General features: G+C 62.7%; 16 protein-coding genes and 1 riboswitch. Of the genes, 3 read left to right on the plus strand and 13 right to left on the minus strand.

Annotated elements, in window-relative coordinates:
- Positions 1-5: 5 nt before the first annotated feature.
- The 10 genes from nusA to AC1PPK_RS20445 all read right to left on the minus strand — a co-directional run bounded on the left by nusA (position 6) and on the right by AC1PPK_RS20445 (position 8976).
- Positions 6-1478 (minus strand): transcription termination factor NusA, encoded by a 1473-nt coding sequence (gene nusA / locus AC1PPK_RS20400; protein WP_481114836.1) that lies wholly within the window; start codon positions 1476-1478, stop codon positions 6-8.
- 21 nt (positions 1479-1499) lie between these two features.
- Positions 1500-1928 carry a ribosome maturation factor RimP gene (gene rimP / locus AC1PPK_RS20405; protein ID WP_481114837.1) on the minus strand — a complete coding sequence of 143 codons (429 nt, stop codon included), beginning with the start codon at positions 1926-1928 and terminating at the stop codon, positions 1500-1502.
- 133 nt (positions 1929-2061) lie between these two features.
- On the minus strand, positions 2062-3000 hold the full coding sequence (gene rluB / locus AC1PPK_RS20410) for a 23S rRNA pseudouridine(2605) synthase RluB (protein WP_481118246.1): 939 nt from the start codon (positions 2998-3000) through the stop codon (positions 2062-2064).
- Positions 3001-3187: 187 nt separating this feature from the next.
- Entirely contained in the window at positions 3188-3760 is a 573-nt protein-coding gene (gene scpB, locus AC1PPK_RS20415) for an SMC-Scp complex subunit ScpB (protein WP_481114838.1), read from the minus strand.
- Positions 3741-4571 (minus strand): segregation and condensation protein A, encoded by an 831-nt coding sequence (locus AC1PPK_RS20420; RefSeq protein ID WP_481118247.1) that lies wholly within the window; start codon positions 4569-4571, stop codon positions 3741-3743. Before AC1PPK_RS20420 ends, scpB begins: the two co-directional genes overlap by 20 nt.
- A 79-nt stretch (positions 4572-4650) precedes the next feature.
- Positions 4651-5853 carry a tryptophan--tRNA ligase gene (locus AC1PPK_RS20425; RefSeq protein WP_481114839.1) on the minus strand — a complete coding sequence of 401 codons (1203 nt, stop codon included), beginning with the start codon at positions 5851-5853 and terminating at the stop codon, positions 4651-4653.
- A 6-nt stretch (positions 5854-5859) separates the two neighbouring features.
- Positions 5860-6519, minus strand: coding sequence for a site-2 protease family protein (locus AC1PPK_RS20430; RefSeq protein ID WP_481114840.1), 660 nt, complete (start codon positions 6517-6519; stop codon positions 5860-5862).
- Between the two features lie 97 nt (positions 6520-6616).
- Positions 6617-7240 (minus strand): L-threonylcarbamoyladenylate synthase, encoded by a 624-nt coding sequence (locus AC1PPK_RS20435; RefSeq protein WP_481114841.1) that lies wholly within the window; start codon positions 7238-7240, stop codon positions 6617-6619.
- 21 nt (positions 7241-7261) lie between these two features.
- Positions 7262-8101, minus strand: coding sequence for a 3',5'-nucleoside bisphosphate phosphatase (locus tag AC1PPK_RS20440; protein ID WP_481114842.1), 840 nt, complete (start codon positions 8099-8101; stop codon positions 7262-7264).
- Positions 8098-8976 carry an alpha/beta fold hydrolase gene (locus tag AC1PPK_RS20445; protein WP_481114843.1) on the minus strand — a complete coding sequence of 293 codons (879 nt, stop codon included), beginning with the start codon at positions 8974-8976 and terminating at the stop codon, positions 8098-8100. Before AC1PPK_RS20445 ends, AC1PPK_RS20440 begins: the two co-directional genes overlap by 4 nt.
- 53 nt (positions 8977-9029) lie before the next feature.
- Positions 9030-9124: riboswitch (glycine riboswitch) on the plus strand.
- 181 nt (positions 9125-9305) lie between these two features.
- On the opposite strand from AC1PPK_RS20445, the gene gcvT reads away from it, so the two are divergent.
- From gcvT to gcvP, 3 genes are all read left to right on the plus strand, one after another.
- Positions 9306-10388 carry a glycine cleavage system aminomethyltransferase GcvT gene (gene gcvT, locus AC1PPK_RS20450; protein WP_481114844.1) on the plus strand — a complete coding sequence of 361 codons (1083 nt, stop codon included), beginning with the start codon at positions 9306-9308 and terminating at the stop codon, positions 10386-10388.
- 54 nt (positions 10389-10442) lie between these two features.
- On the plus strand, positions 10443-10820 hold the full coding sequence (gene gcvH, locus AC1PPK_RS20455) for a glycine cleavage system protein GcvH (protein ID WP_481114845.1): 378 nt from the start codon (positions 10443-10445) through the stop codon (positions 10818-10820).
- A gap of 73 nt (positions 10821-10893) precedes the next feature.
- Complete coding sequence (gene gcvP, locus AC1PPK_RS20460) at positions 10894-13785, plus strand: aminomethyl-transferring glycine dehydrogenase (protein ID WP_481114846.1); 2892 nt, start codon at positions 10894-10896, stop codon at positions 13783-13785.
- Between the two features lie 85 nt (positions 13786-13870).
- Here gcvP and AC1PPK_RS20465 read toward each other — a convergent pair whose 3' ends face one another.
- The 3 genes from AC1PPK_RS20465 to AC1PPK_RS20475 are packed head-to-tail and all read right to left on the minus strand — an operon-like array spanning position 13871 to position 16867.
- A complete protein-coding gene (locus AC1PPK_RS20465) occupies positions 13871-14662 on the minus strand; it encodes a S1 family peptidase (RefSeq protein WP_481114847.1) in 792 nt (263 codons plus the stop codon).
- Positions 14662-15540, minus strand: coding sequence for a transglycosylase SLT domain-containing protein (locus tag AC1PPK_RS20470; RefSeq protein ID WP_481114848.1), 879 nt, complete (start codon positions 15538-15540; stop codon positions 14662-14664). Before AC1PPK_RS20470 ends, AC1PPK_RS20465 begins: the two co-directional genes overlap by 1 nt.
- 46 nt (positions 15541-15586) lie before the next feature.
- The gene (locus AC1PPK_RS20475) at positions 15587-16867 is read right to left on the minus strand and encodes a nucleotide sugar dehydrogenase (protein ID WP_481114849.1); all 1281 of its coding nucleotides are present in this window, start codon (positions 16865-16867) and stop codon (positions 15587-15589) included.
- Positions 16868-16880 lie beyond the last annotated feature (13 nt).

Raw genomic sequence — 16880 nt, forward strand, 5'->3', positions numbered from 1 at the left:
GGGTATTACTCGAACCAGTGCGCGCGCGCCTTGGTAATCAGATTCTTCGCCCGCTCTTCGTCCAGCCCCGACATTTCCATCAGTTCATCCACTGCCAGATCGGCCAACTCATCACGGGTATGCACACCGCCCTGGGCCAGCTTGGCTGCCAGGGGCTTGTCCATCCCCTCCAGCGCCAGCATGTCCTCAGCGACGGACTCCAACTGCTCTTCGGTCACGATGGCTTCGGTCAGGAGCACATTACGGGCGCGGTTGCGCAGCTCATTGACCGTGTCTTCGTCGAACGACTCGATTTCCAGCATCTCGGCCAGCGGCACGTAAGCGATTTCCTCGAGGGACGAGAAACCCTCGTCGATCAGGATGTCAGCCACCTCTTCGTCCACGTCCAGCTTGGAAATGAACAACTGGCGAACCGTGCTGTGCTCGGCCTCGGACTTCCGCTCGGACTCGGCTTCGGTCATCAGATTGATGGTCCAACCGGTCAGCTCGGAAGCCAGCTTAACGTTCTGGCCGTTGCGCCCGATGGCGATGGCAAGGTTGTTTTCATCAACAACCACATCCATCGCATGAGCTTCCTCATCCACGACGATGGAAGACACTTCCGCGGGCTGCAGCGCTCCGACAACGAACTGGGCAGCCTCAGGCGACCACAGTACGATGTCAATGTTTTCGCCGCCAATCTCGTTACGGACCGCCGTCACGCGCGAACCGCGCAGGCCGACACAGGTACCGATCGGGTCGATGCGGGGATCGTTGGACTTTACGCCAATCTTGGCGCGAAGGCCGGGGTCACGGGCACAGGCCTTGATCTCGAGCAAACCGTCGTCGATCTCCGGCACTTCGAGTTCGAACAAACGGATCACGAACTCGGGCGCAGTGCGTGACAGAATCAGTTGCGGGCCGCGGGCACCACGGTCGATGCGCAGCAGATAAGCCTTGACACGATCGCCGACACGCAGATTTTCTTTCGGGATCATTTGATCGCGAGGCAGGACTGCCTCCAAACGACCGACCTCGATGATCGCGTTTCCACGTTCCATGCGCTTGATGGCACCGGAAATGATGAATTCCTTGCGCTCCAGGAAATCACTGAGGATCTGCTCGCGTTCAGCGTCACGCACCTTCTGCAGGATGACCTGCTTGGCAGCCTGCGCACCGATACGACCAAAGTCGATGGGCTCCAGCGCCTCTTCCACAAAATCGCCAACCTGGATGTCCGGGTATTCTTCACGGGCGTCGATCAGCCCCATCTGGGCTTCATCATTGTCCACTTCTTCGTCGGGCAACACCTGCCAGCGACGGAAAGACTCGTAATCGCCGGTTTCCCGGTCGATGGACACACGCACGTCGGCTTCGTCGTGAATACGCTTCTTGGTCGCCTGAGCGAGCGCGGATTCCAGCGCAGAGAAAACGATCTCCTTCGAAACGTTCTTCTCGCGGGCCAGCGCATCAACCAACAGCAAAATTTCGCGGCTCATACCTGCTAACCTCCAAATCCCTCAAAACCTGGGTACCAGGCGGGCCTTTTCAATTTCTTCAAACGGGATCTCCATCAACCCCTTTTCCGTCTCGATGACGACGACGCCATCCTTCAGACTTTGCAACACGCCGGTAAAATTGCGCTGATTGGCGATCGGCATGCTCAACCGCAGCTGCACATCCTGCCCGGCAAAACGTTCGAAATCGGCAGGCTTCTTGAGAGCCCGATCCAACCCGGGGGAGGAGACTTCGAGACGGTCGTAATCGACGTTCTCGACCTCGAAGACCCGGGTCAGCTGATTGCTCACGGTGGCGCAATCGTCCACCGTAATACCGTTCGGCGAATCAATGAACACCCGCATCAGGCGCCCACGGGGCGAGGTTTCGAAGTCGACCAGCTCATAGCCAAGGCCTTCCGCGGTCTGTTCGATAAGTTTCAGCAACTCCATTTCCTAGCCCACAAATGAAAAATGGGCGAAACGCCCATCCCTGTTTAAATTCGACCGGATGTCGGTTCTTTCGAACCGGTAAAACAAAAGAATTATACCAGCCCGCCGAAGCGGGCGCAATTTCAACCCTTCGTCAACGGGGAGATGCCGTCTGACGACGGGGCTGGCGAGCCGGCCGCCGCCCCTTGCCACTGGCGTCTACGGGCTTCGGCAACCCTGCCAGCGCGCACACATCCTCCACTGACATGTCCTCCCACATGCCGCGCTTGAGCCGCGACGGCAGCAGCACCGGCCCGTAACGGACGCGCATCAGACGGCTGACGGTCAGACCAAGGGCTTCGAACATCCGCCGCACTTCGCGGTTGCGACCTTCGGACAGTGTCACCCGGTACCAGTGGTTGACGCCTTCACCACCGGCATCCAGCAGCGTGTTGAACTTGGCGGGACCATCCTCCAGTTCGATCCCCTGCAGAAGCGCGTTGCGCTGCGCTTCATCGAGTTCGCCGAGGATACGCACTGCATACTCCCGATCCAGCTCATAACGGGGATGCATCAGTTTGTTGGCGAGATCGCCGTCGTTCACGAAGAGCAGCAGGCCGGAGGTATTGAAGTCCAGCCGACCGACCGCGATCCAGCGCCCCTTGCGCAGCACCGGCAGGTGATCGAACACCGTCGGACGACCTTCGGGATCGTCCCGGGAGACGATCTCCCCCTCGGGCTTGTGATATAGCACCACTCGCGGGATCCGCGGCGCAAAGCGCAGCGGCATGAGCTTGCCGTTGATGCGCACCCGGTCGCCGGGACCGACCTTCTGCCCCACGTCAGCAGGTTCGCCGTTCACGGAGATACGACCGGCAACGATCCACTCTTCGATCTCGCGACGCGAACCAATACCCGCGGCAGCCAGCACCTTGTGCAACCGCTGCGGCTCGGTGTAGGTGGTGTCCTGGGGCCTGCGCCGGTGCTCGCCCTCAGCGGGCGGCAGCAATTCGTTACTGGCCAGCGGATAGACCGCATCCGAAGCCCCGGGTGCACTACGACGCCCCCGCCAGTTGCCACGGCCACCACCCATGTCGCTCACGCCAATGGCCGAGGCATTGCTCTTCGGCTGACGCCCGCCGTCCTGGTCGTGCTCGGGCCGCCCGCGGCGCGCACCTTCGCCTACGGACTGGCCGCGCCCGCGACGTCCGCCTGCGGGGCCTCCGTCCGCCGTTCCACCCGGGCGACCGCCTGCGGCTGCCGGCTTTCCGGTCTTGGGCCTAAACGGCCGGTTCTTGGGTTTTTGGGAGGTCGACAAGATCCATGATCCTTTCGATTTCAGTCAACGGAGGCAACTCGGTCAGACTACGCAAACCAAGGTCCTCCAGGAATTTTCTGGTCGTGGCGTACAGACCGGGCCGCCCTGGCGTATCCCGGTATCCCACCACGTCCACCCACCCTCGGGATTCGAGGGTCTTCAATACACTGCTCGACACCATCACACCGCGGATATCTTCGATATCGCCGCGAGTCACCGGCTGCCGGTAGGCGATGATCGCCAGGGTTTCCAGCACCGCCCGCGAATACTTGGGCGGTCGCTCCTGCTTGAGCCGGTCGAGATACACCTGATACTCCAGGCGAGTCTGGAAACGCCAGCCACCGGCCGTCTGAACGAGTTCAACGCCCCTGCCCTGCCAATCTTCCGTCAGCTCGGCCAGCACACGACGAATCGTGTCCGCCCCCGGATCAGGCTCGAACAGCTGCCTCAACTCACTCACCCGCAAGGGCGACGTCGCTGCCAGCAAGGCCGCTTCGAGCACCAGCTTGAATTGCTCAGGCGTCTGCACGCTCACTATAGGCACGCTTCACGTAGATCGGCGCAAAGGCCTCGTTCTGAGTCACCACAACTAGGCGCTCCTTCACCAGCTCAAGGGTCGCCAGAAAACTGACCACCAGTCCGGCAACGCCCAGCTCGGGATCGAACAGGGATTCAAATACTACAAATGCGTCGTCCTGCAACTTGCGCAGGATCAAGGTCATGTGCTCGCGCACCGACAGCTCTTCACGTTGGATCGTGTGATTCCGACGAAGACGACTCTGCCTGGCGATCTTGAGCCAGGCTAGTTGCAGATCGTGCAGGCTCACTTCAGGCAGACGCTCGACGACCTTCTCGGCCACGAACACGCCAACCCACTCGAAATCCCGCTCAACCCGCGGCATGGCATCCAAGCGCACGGCCGCCATCTTGACCTGCTCGTATTCGAGCAGCCGGCGCACCAACTCCGCCCGCGGATCGAGCTCCTCCGCCTCGCCAGCCCGCGGCGGCCGCGGCAACAGCATCCGCGACTTGATCTCCAGCAGCGTCGCCGCCATCAGCAGATAATCCGCCGCTAACTCCAGATTGTGCTGGCGCATCGCCTCCACGTACTCCAGATACTGCGCTGTCAGCGGCACCATCGGAATATCGAGGACGTTGATGTTGGCCTTGCGGATCAGGTACAGCAGCAGATCGAGCGGCCCCTCGAACGCTTCGAGGATGACCTCCAGCGCGTCGGGCGGAATGTACAGGTCTTTGGGCAAGGCGAAGATCGGCTGACCGTACATCCGACCTATCACCCCATCCAGCGGGGCCGCGGCAGGCGCCGGATCCAGCGGAGCGCTCAGATCCCCGCCCATGCCGTGCACCTTAGCACGCGGGGAACAGCACCCCCAAGCCGCCCTTTATTGCGCATCCGCAACACCATCAGCTATAACTCAAACCCATCGAGTCACGCACTTCCCGCATGGTCTCCTGGGCCAGCTTGCGGGCCTTGTCGCAACCGTCGGCAACGATGCTGCGCACTAGCGAAGGATCGTCCAGGTACGGCTGGGCACGCTCGCGCATCACGTCCTGCGCCTTCAGCACCGCGTCGATGACCGGCTGCTTGCACTCGATGCAGCCGATGCCGGCGCTTGTACACCCCTGAGTCACCCAATTACGTGTCGTGTCATCGGAGTAGATGACGTGGAACTGCCACACCGGGCACTTCTCCGGATTACCCGCATCGGTGCGCCGCACACGGGCCGGATCGGTCTGCATCGTGCGGATCTTCTTCGACACGGACTCCGCCTCTTCCCGCAGGAAGATCGTGTTGCCGTAGGACTTGGACATCTTCTGGCCGTCAAGGCCGGGCATGCGCGAAGCCTCGGTGAGCAGCGCATCAGGCTCGACGAGGATCACCTTGCCGCTGCCTTCCAGGTAACCGTACAGACGCTCCCGGTCGCCCAACGACAGGTTCTGGGTTTCCTCCAGCAGAGCCTTGCCGAGAGCCAGCCCCTCCTCGTCGCCGTTCTGCTGGAAGCGGGTGCGGAATTCCTCGTACAGCTTGGCGCGCTTGGAGCCCAGCTTCTTGACCGCCTCCTTGGCCTTCTCCTCGAAGCCGGGCTCGCGCCCGTACATGTGGTTGAAGCGCCGCGCCAATTCACGCGTGAACTCCACATGGGGCAGCTGATCCTCGCCAACCGGCACCTTGTCGGCACGGTAGATCAGGATGTCGGCGCTCATCAGCAGCGGATAGCCGAGGAAACCGTAGGTGGACAAATCCTTGTGCACCAGCTTTTCCTGCTGATCTTTATAGGTCGGCACCCGCTCCAGCCAGCCCAGCGGCGTCATCATCGACATGAGCAGATGCAACTCGGCGTGCTCGGGCACGCGGGACTGGATGAAAATCGTCGCCTGGGACGGATCGACACCGGCCGCCAGCCAGTCGACGATCATGTCCCACACGCTATTTTCAATACCGCGCGGGTTGTCGTAGTCGGTGGTCAGCGCGTGCCAGTCGGCCGCGAAGAACAGACAGGGATACTCCGCCTGCAGCTTGACCCAGTTTTTTAGTACACCGTGATAGTGGCCGAGGTGGAGCCGCCCGGTGGGGCGCATGCCGGAGAGGACGCGTTCAGCGAACATGGGATGTCAGAGTCCAAAAACGATTGCGATGGCAAAACGGAACAAGGCCACCAGCGGTCCGAGAATGTCGCCCAGAATGCCGGTGAACAGCAACAACAGCAGGATCGGAAAGCCATAGGGCTCGATCTGCGCAAACTTGTAGGCCTGCCGCGCAGGCAGCAGGCTCACGACTATACGGCCGCCGTCGAGCGGCGGCAGCGGCACGAGATTTAGGAACATCAGCACCGCGTTGATCTGAATACCGGCATCGGCCATCTTCGCCATCGGCAACGCATACATATTGTCCGGCGACGCCACTGCGAGCCGGAACAGCAGCGCCCAGCCGAGGGCCATAACCAGATTGGCAAGCGGTCCAGCCACCGCGACCCACAGCATGTCCGCCTTCGGATTGCGCAGCCGCCCGAAATTCACCGGCACCGGCTTGGCCCAGCCGAACAGCATCGGCGAACCGCCCGCCAGCGTACTCACCGCCACGATCAGCCCGGGCACCAGCACCGTGCCTACCGGATCGATGTGACGCAGAGGATTGAGGCTGATCCGCCCGGCTTGCTCCGCCGTCACGTCGCCGAAATGACGCGCCGCGTAGCCGTGGGCAGCCTCATGCAGCGTGATGGCGAAGAGAACGGGCAAGGCCCAGATGGTCAAGGTGGTGATCAGTTCTTGCATGGCAGGCGCTACCGAAGGCCGGCGATTCTAACAGAGCCGCGGGCCATCCCCTTCGCCTCGCGCTCGATGCGGCCGGGCAGCGTGCCCCGCAAGCCGCTCACAGACCGAAGGGCTCGAGACTGCCCCGCCCTTCACGCACCAGTTCAGGCACGCCGCTGGTCAGGTCAATGACCGTCGTCGCCTCGCCGCGACAGGCACCCGCCTCGATCACCAGATCGACATCCTTCTCGAGCCGGTCGCGGATCTCCTCGGCATCGGTCAGGGGATGCTCCTCGTCCGGCAGCAGCAAGGTTGAACTCAGCATCGGCTCACCCAGCTCGGCGAGCAGTGCCGACACCACCGGATGGTCGGGAATGCGGATACCGATGGTCTTGCGCTTGGGATGGAGAACCCGCCGCGGCAGCTCCTTGGTGCCTTCCAGGATGAAGGTGTAAGGTCCCGGCGTGACGGCCTTAAGCAAGCGGTACTGGCTGTTGTCGACACGGGCGTAAGTAGCGATTTCCGACAGGTCGCGGCACAGCAGCGTGAACTGGTGACGTTCGTCCACGTCACGGATGCGCCGGATGCGCGCCAGCAACGGGCTATCACCGGTGCGCCCACCGAGGGCGTAGGCGGAATCGGTGGGGAAGGCGATGAGACCGCCGTCGCGCATGATCTGGGCAGCCTGCTTGATGAGCCGCTGCTGGGGTTGTTCAGGATGAACGGAAAAGAACTGGGCCATGATTCAGTTAGACAATGGTATTCACACCAGGCGCGTCCACACCGGCGTAAGGTCAGGGGGAAGCGGAGGCGCCTTCCCCAAGTCAATGGGACTGTCTTCCGGGCCGTGAAAGTCGGAAGCCCGCGACGCCAGCAATCCGAACTTGCGGGCCAGGCGTGCAAAAGCCAGCACCTGCCCACCATCGTGAGCGCCGCAGGACACCTCGACGGCGTCGCCGCCGCGGTCGCGGAAGGTTTCCAGCAGGATGTCCATCTCGGCGTGGCTCAGGCGATAACGGCCCGGATGGGCGATCACCGCGACGCCCCCCGCGCCCTTGATCCAGCCGAGGGCATCCTCCAGCGTCGCCCAGACGTGCTCCACGTAGCCCGGCTTGCCTCGGGCTAGGTAGTGCAGGAAGACGTCATGAACATTCTTCGCACATCCTTTTTCAACAAGAAATCGCGCAAAGTGGGCACGACTGAGCAAGGCCGGGTTGCCGGCATAGGCCAGCGCGCCTTCCAGTGCTCCGGGGATACCGATCCGCTCGAGTTCTGCAGCAATGCGCACAGCGCGGCCATCCCTCCCGCCGCGTACTTGGGCGAGGCCGGCAACGAGAGCAGGATTGGTCCGGTCTATGCCCAGCCCCACCATGTGCACCGTCTGGTCCAGCCAGGACACCGAGATCTCCACGCCGGGCACGAAGCGCAGACCAACCTCATCGGCTGCCGCTACCGCCTCGTCAAGGCCGAGCAGTTCGTCATGATCGGTGAGAGCCAGCAGATCCACGCCGTTGGCCTTCGCGCGGCGAACGACCTCCGCCGGCACCAAGGTTCCGTCGGACGCGGTGGAATGGCAGTGCAGATCGGCATTCAACGCATTCATGGCTTATTCGACAACAAAAAGGTCTCTATGATCCGCGCAACGATTTCCGGCTGATCATGGTGCAGATTGTGGCCGGAGTCGGAAACCTCGACCTCCTGAAAATTACGGAAACACGCCTTCCCTTCCGCATGGGCCTCGTCGCTGACACCAAGCCGCCGACGTAGAGCCGGATCGGCCGGTTCGACCCACAAGGTCGGTGCCGTCACCCTGCGCCAGCACGCAAGCGCCTCCGCTCTCCTATAGGAGATCGGATTGACCCGGCGATGGGCGGGATCACCTGCCATTCGGATAGCATCGTCACCATTGGGCTCGCCAAGGTGCCTGACAAGGAAGGCAGCCTTGTCAGGCGTGAGTCGCGGATTGTCCGCCTGTAGTCTGGCCGCCAGCGTATTCCGGTCGGGATAACCCCGGAAAGTCGAGTCGGCTTCGAGCTGCAACAACCATTTCTCTAGTCGTCCCGGCGCATCGACCGGCCGGCTGTCTGCCAAGCCGAAGGCATCGAGGGCAACAAGCTTTGCAACGCGGCTGGGCCGAACCCCGGCGTACTGGCAGGCGACATTGCCGCCCAGACTATGACCGACCAGATTTACTGACTCATCCGAAGCAACAATACGCAGAATCGCGTCTAGGTCGGCTAGGTAATCCGGATACCAATAGGCATCGGAGCCAGCCCATTCCGTCTGGCCAAAGCCGCGCCAGTCGGGCGCAATCACGTGCCAGTCAGCCTGTAAAGCATCGACGATGAACTGGAAAGACGCAGAAACATCCATCCATCCATGCAGCATGAACAGCTTGGGAGCGCCTTCACGCCCCCACTCGCGCAGGTGGTAGCGCAGGCCGCGAATGCCGACGAAACGGCTTCTGGAAGGGATCATCTTTAATAGTGTATCAGACCCTTGTCGCGCCTCGCCCTCGATGGTAAGGTGCGCGCCGTCGTGTGGGAGAGCGTTCGCAGGCCTATTACCGCGAACCGCCGAAGGCGCAACCCCCGGAACCGCTCAGGCAAAAGGACCGCCGACGAATCAAGAATCTGGAGAGCGATGCCCTCCTGCCCAGCGTGCAGGCCGCATCCACCGAAGGGGCACGCAGAAGGTCTAGACCGCTGCAATCTCTCAGGTACAAAGGACAGATGGGGCCGAAGCGAATTCACGTCGCATCGGCCCCTTTGCCTTTCTACACTGGAACGATTGTCACGGAGAGCCCCATGGCCCAACAAACCCCGCTTTACGCCTCCCATATTGCCGCCGGCGCCCGCATGGTCGATTTTGCCGGCTGGGACATGCCGGTCAATTATGGCTCGCAGATCGAGGAGCACCACGCGGTGCGCCGCGATGCCGGCATGTTCGACGTCTCCCACATGCTCGCCCTTGACCTGGAGGGAGCCGACGCCAAGGCTTTCCTGCGCGGCCTGATTGCCAACGATGTAGCCAAGCTCGCCGAACCCGGCAAGGCCCTCTACTCGTGCATGCTCAACGAACAGGGCGGCGTCATCGACGACCTGATCGTCTACTTCTTGACCGACACCCGCTACCGAATCGTCGTCAATGCCGGCACCGCCGACAAGGACGTGGCTTGGATGGAGCAGCGCCTGGCTGCGACCAGCACGCAGGCCACCCTCGCCGTGCGCCGCGACCTGGCGATGATCGCCGTGCAGGGCCCCAACGCCCGAGCCAAGACCTGGGCCGCCCTCCCCGGCGCCGAGGCCGCGTCCGCCGGCCTGAAGGTGTTCCAGGCCGCCCAGTTCGGCGACATCTTCGTCGCCCGCACCGGCTACACCGGCGAGGACGGTTTCGAGCTGACCCTGCCGGTCGACAAGGCCGTTTCTACCTGGAATGCCCTCGTTGCCGCCGGCGTCAAGCCCTGTGGCCTCGGCGCCCGTGACACCCTGCGCCTGGAGGCCGGCATGGCCCTCTACGGCAACGACATGGACGACACGGTCTCCCCGCTGGATGCCGGCCTGACCTGGACGGTGGACTTCAAGGACGAAAGCCGCGACTTTGTCGGCAAGGCCGCCCTCGTCGCCAACGGCACCGGCAAACAGACCCTCGGCCTGATCCTCGAAGACAAAGGTGTGCTGCGCTCCCACCAGAAGGTGATCACCGCTCAGGGCGAAGGCGAAACTACCAGCGGCACTTTCTCGCCAACACTGGAAAAATCCATCGCGCTGGCCCGCCTGCCCCTTGGCGTAGCCGCCGGCGACGCCGTCGAAGTCGAGATCCGCGGCAAGCGCCTCAAGGCCCGCGTGGTAAAAGCCCCCTTTGCCCGCAACGGCAAGGCGCTGGCCTGACGGCAGCACGGCATCGAACACCATTCCCTTCATCGACTTGAACAAGGACATACCATGAACACCCCCGCGAACCTGCGCTACACCGCCTCCCACGAATGGGTCCGCATCGAAGCGGACGGCACCCTGACCGTCGGCGTCACCGACCACGCCCAGGAAGCCCTCGGCGACGTGGTTTTCCTCGAGCTCCCGGAAGCCGGCCGCGTCGTCGCCAAGGAAGAGGCCGTTGCCGTGATCGAATCCGTCAAGGCCGCCTCCGACATCTACGCGCCTGTCGCCGGCGAAATCCTCGAAGCCAATCAGGCCGCCGTGGACGCCCCCGAATCCGTCAATGCCGACGCCTACGCCGCCTGGCTGTTCAAGATCAAGCCGGCCAACGCAACCGACGTGGACGGCCTGCTGGACGCCACCGGCTACGAAGCCGCCATCGGCTGATCACCCCTTCGCGGGCGCGCCCGGTCGGCGCGCCCCACCCTGCTGTTGCTGTAACCCAACCCGAGTTTCTCCCATGTCGAAGACCCTTCTCTCCGCCCCGCTCGCCACGCTCGAACAGGGCGACGACTTCATTCGCCGTCATCTGGGCCCCTGTGCCAACGAACTGCCGGCCATGCTCGCCGCCATCGGCGTCGACTCCCTGGACACCCTGGTCGCCCAAACCGTGCCCGCCGGCATCCGCCTGCCCTCCCCGCTGGCCCTCGGCGAACCGACGCCGGAACACGTTGCCCTCGCCCAGCTCAAGGCCATCGCCGGCAAGAACGTGCTGAAGAAGTCCCTCATCGGCATGGGCTATTACGACACCATCACGCCGAAGGTCATCCTCCGCAACGTGATGGAAAACCCGGGCTGGTACACCGCCTACACGCCCTACCAGGCCGAGATCGCCCAGGGCCGCTTGGAAGCGCTGCTGAACTTCCAGCAGATGGTCATCGACCTCACCGGCCTGGAACTCGCCAACGCCTCGCTGCTCGACGAAGCCACCGCGGCTGCCGAAGCCATGGCGATGGCCCGCCGTATCTCCAAGGTGAAGAGCCAGGCCTTCTTCGTGGATGAAGGCGTCTTCCCGCAGACCCTCGACGTGGTGCGCACCCGTGCCGCCTATTTCGGCTTCGAGCTGATCGTCGGCCCGGTGGCTGATGCGGCCCGCCACGAAGTCTTCGGCGCCCTGTTGCAATACCCCAACGAGCGCGGCGAAGTTGCCGACATCTCCGGCGCCATCGCTGGCCTCAAGGCCAAGGGTGCCGTCGTAGCCGTCGCCTCCGACCTGCTCGCGCTGGTGCTCCTCAAGTCGCCTGGCGAGCTGGGTGCCGACATCGCCCTCGGCTCTGCCCAGCGCTTCGGCGTGCCCCTCGGCTTCGGTGGCCCCCACGCCGCTTTCTTCGCCACCCGCCAGGCCCATGTGCGCTCCATGCCGGGCCGCATCATCGGCGTCTCGAAGGACGTCCGCGGCAAGACCGCCCTGCGCATGACGCTGCAGACCCGCGAGCAGCATATCCGCCGCGAGAAGGCCAACTCCAACATCTGTACGTCCCAGGTGCTGCTGGCCAACATGGCCGGCATGTATGCGGTCTACCACGGTCCGGAAGGCCTGCGCACCATTGCCGCCCGCGTCCACCGCCTGGCCGCCGTGCTCGCCGAGGGCCTCCGCCAGGCCGGCTTCGAGCTGGCCGCAGAACGCTTCTTCGACACCCTGCAGGTGGCCACGGACGAACGCAGCGTCACAATCTACGCAGCCGCCCAAGCCGCCGGCTACAACCTGCGCCACGTGGACGGCAAGGGACTCGGCATCTCCATCGACGAGAAGACCACCCTTGCCGACATTGCCGCGCTGCTCGAAGCCTTTGGCGCCAAGGCCGACGTGGCGGCGCTGGACGCCCAGGTCGCCAGCCGTGGCGGCAACCTGCCGGAAGCCCTGCTGCGCAACGACGCCATCCTGTCCCACCCAGTGTTCAACACCCACCACACCGAGCACGAGATGCTGCGCTACCTGAAGCGCCTGCAGAACCGTGACCTGGCCCTTGACCACTCGATGATCTCCCTGGGCTCGTGCACGATGAAGCTCAACGCCACCAGCGAGATGATCCCGGTCACCTGGCCCGAGTTCGCCGACATCCATCCCTTCGCCCCGGCCGAGCAGACCACCGGCTACCTGGAGATGATCGACGGCCTCGCCGCCCAACTGCGCGAGATCACCGGCTTCGACGCGATCTGCATGCAGCCCAACTCTGGCGCCCAGGGCGAATACGCAGGTCTGGTGGCGATCCGCCGCTACCACGCATCTCGCGGCGAGCAGCACCGCAATGTATGCCTGATCCCCAAGTCGGCCCACGGCACCAACCCGGCCACCGCGCAGATGTGCGGCATGGACGTGGTCGTCGTCAATTGCGACGACAACGGCAACGTGGACCTGACCGACCTGCAGGCCAAGGCCGCCCAGCACGCCGACAAGCTGGCCGCGCTGATGATCACCTACCCCTCCACCCACGGTGTCTTCGAGGAAGACATCCGCGAGATCTGCGCCAGCGTGCACCAATACGGCGGCCAGGTTTACATGGATGGCGCCAACCTCAACGCCCAGGTCGGCCTCACCTCCCCCGCCTCCATCGGCGCCGACGTGAGCCACATGAACCTGCACAAGACCTTCTGCATCCCCCACGGCGGCGGCGGACCGGGCATGGGTCCGATCGGCCTGAAGGCACATCTGGCACCGTTCATGGCCGACCATGCAGTCGCTCCGACCGGCACCGAGGACCGCCCCAATGCCGGCCAGGGTGCCGTTTCCGCCGCCCAATTTGGCTCCGCTAGCATCCTGCCTATCTCCTGGATGTACATCACGATGATGGGCGGCCGTGGCCTCAAGCGCGCCACCAAGGTGGCGATCCTCAACGCCAACTACGTGGCCAGCCAACTCAGCACCCACTACCCGGTGCTGTATACCGGCAGCCAGGGCCGCGTTGCCCACGAGTGTATCCTCGACATCCGCCCGATCAAGGCCGCCACTGGCATCAGCGAAGTGGACATCGCCAAGCGCCTGATGGACTACGGCTTCCACGCGCCGACCATGTCCTTCCCAGTGGCCGGCACGATCATGGTCGAGCCCACCGAATCCGAGGACAAGGGCGAACTGGACCGCTTCATCGCCGCCATGGTGAGCATCCGCGCCGAGATTCGCGCCATCGAGGAAGGCCGCGTACCGGGCGACAACAATCCACTGAAGAACGCGCCCCACACCCAGGCCGACTTCTTCGGCGACTGGGACCGCCCATACTCCCGCCAAGAAGCCGCCTTCCCGCTGGCCTGGGTTGGCGACAACAAGTTCTGGCCGAGCGTGAACCGTATCGACGACGTTTACGGCGACCGCAACCTGTTCTGCTCCTGTGTGCCGATGGACGAACTGGCCTGAAACTAGCCTAACGCTGGCCGGAAAATGAAAAGCCCGGGATGGAGAGACATCCCGGGCTTTTTTGCACCTTGCACGACGACCAAGCTCAGGGCTGCTGCAGCAAGGCCTTGATGAAGGACGCCGGAATCGCATAGGAGATCGCCGATGGATTGGTGATTGCAGCCTCCTTGCTGCCTTTCACGAACACGGTGTTCACGATCCCCAAGACTTCACCGGTCGCCGGACTGTAGACCGGACTGCCGCTGTTGCCCGGGTAGGAAACGGCGTCCAGCTGGAACACGGAATAGCTCCCGACAGCCAACCGACGCACTGTCTGGGCCTCTAACTGACGGGCGCTCGGCAAAGGCTGCCCGACAGGCGTGATTGCGGAAATAATGCCCTTATGGGTGACCGGCACGATGCCGATCGTCGCTCCTAGCGGAAAACCCGTGAGTGCGATGTCCTGACCATCGCGTACGGCATCGGAATTACCAAGACGTAGCGCTGGCATCGGAGGCCCATCAAAGCGCAGCACCGACACATCGTGGTCACGATCAATCGCTTCGCGACGAACAGGCCTGACCGAAGCCCGCCCCGTACCGGGCAAAGCAATGACCAATTGCTCCTTGGTTTCCGAGTTCTCGACCACGGCCCCCTCTACGTGGGCGTTCGTCACAACCTGGTTGCCATTTCCTGCGACGAAGCCGGTACCCACGAAGCGGAACTGCGGGCTGCGAGTCGGTTCGAATGTACCCACAGCAACAACCGACTTCTTAACAAGGGCAACGGTATCGGCTAGATCCGCCAATGCGTCGACGGATACGCCTCCCAACCCACACAGTACGGCAGCAAGCGCCACTGATGGCGCAGTCGAACGAGCCTGCATCCACACGCTCATCACCGCCCCACGACCTTGAGCGCCTGCAACACGGGAGATGCATCGGCAACCCGGGCGTCAAAAGGGTGCTCGGTACGCGGGAAGAACTCCAGGATGCGCTTCACGTAGTTCTGGGTCTCCTTGAACGGCGGCACCCCACGATAACGGTCAACCGCGCCTTCGCCGGCGTTATAGCCCGCCACCGCCAGCGCGACATTGCCGCGATAATAGGCCAGTAACCAGCGCAGATAGGCCAGCCCGCCCTTGATGTTCTGGACGGGGTCAAAGGTGTCCTTCACGTTGAAACGGCTCGCAGTCTCGGGAATCAGCTGCATCACTCCCATCGCGTTCTTCGGTGACGTGGCATTGGGGTCGAAATTGGACTCAGTCGTCGCGATGGCCAACGCCAAGCGCGGCTCGATGGAAAAGCGTGGGGCCAGCGTCGTGACGAGTTCGACCACTTTCTTCTTCTGCTCAGGGAGGGACGCCAGGTACTTCTGGGTGTCCCAAGTATCCCTGGCTACGAATCCCCGCCCGCCATCCCGTGAGGTCAGGCAATCCGGAACTGCACCGGTGTAGTCACCGACCAGTCGGCGTGCCTTCTCGGCGCCGGCGTGGCCCTTGAAGAGCGCCATCTCGAACAAGGTTGCCGCATAGCGATCATCCCGTTCCACACCACGACCGTTGGCATACATCCAGCCGAGGCTGTACATCGCCTCGGCATTGCCCATCCGGACGGCCTCGCAATACAGCTCTACGGCCTGCTCCGGATCACGCGGGACCCCCTCACCGTGCTCGTAGGCCAAGGCTTGTTCGACGATACTCGCAGAGTCGGCATCCTGCTCGGCTGCATGCCCCATGCCCGAGATCCCCAGGGCCATGCCAAGGAATACGACCAAGGATCTTTTCCAGCCATGCATCACTTCCGACTCCAAACCCAGCCCTTTAGAGCCGCCAGACCGTCACACCAGCGGCTTCGAGCTCAGCCTGATCATAGAAGCTCTTGACGTCGGCAAACACACCGTTCGGCTCGAGCTTCTCGCAAAGACGACCCACACCCAGTTCAGAGTATTCCGTGTGTGCGACTGCTGCAACGATAGCCTTGGCACGCGGCAGTTCATCCCAGGCGATCAGACTCACACCGTACTCGTGTTCGGCCTCCACGGACTCCGCGACGGGATCGTACACCAGCACGTTGCAGCCATAGCTCTGCAGTTCATGGATCACGTCGATAACCTTGCTGTTACGCAGGTCCGGACAGTTCTCCTTGAAAGTCAGGCCCAGCACGATGACGTTCGCCCCCTTGATGCTGTGGCCAGCACCGATCATCTGCTTCACGGTCTGTTCGGCCACGTACTTGCCCATGCTGTCGTTGATGCGCCGGCCAGCCAGGATGACCTGCGGATGGTATCCAAGCATGTCAGCCTTATGCGTCAGGTAATAGGGATCGACACCGATGCAGTGACCACCAACCAGACCCGGACGGAAAGGCAGGAAATTCCACTTAGTACCAGCCGCCTTCAAGACCTCAAGGGTATCGATGCCGATCTTGTGGAAAATCACCGACAACTCGTTCATCAGTGCGATGTTGAGGTCACGCTGAGTGTTTTCGATTACCTTCGCGGCCTCGGCCACCTTTATGGAACTCGCGGGATAAACCCCCGCAGTAATCACCATGCCGTAGGTCTCGGCCACCTTCTTGAGCGTCTCCGGCGTATCACCCGACACCACCTTGACGATCTTGGTGACGGTGCGCTCCTTGTCACCCGGGTTGATCCGCTCGGGCGAATACCCGACGAAGAAGTCTTCCTTCCACTTGAGGCCGGAGAACTTCTCAAGGATCGGAATGCAGACCTCTTCGGTCGCGCCGGGATAGACGGTGGATTCGTACACGACGGTGGCACCACGCTTGAGGTTGCGACCGACGCTCTCGGACGACTTGACCAGCGGGGTGAAGTCCGGCTGATGTGCATCATCGACCGGCGTGGGAACCGCCACGATGATGAAGTCCGCCTCACCGATTACCTTGGGGTCGGTACTGCAGGTGAGATGAACAGCTGCCTTCAGGTCCTCGGTACTGACCTCACCCGTCGGATCGACAAACCGCCCATAAGCGGCAACCTTCTCGGCCGACAGATCAAAACCCACGGTTTTCATCTTCTTGCCAAACTCAACAGCCAGGGGCAAACCCACATAACCGAGGCCGATAACAGCAATGGTACTCATGATCACGTTCCTG

The organism is Zoogloea sp. JDB1 (assembly GCF_056724025.1).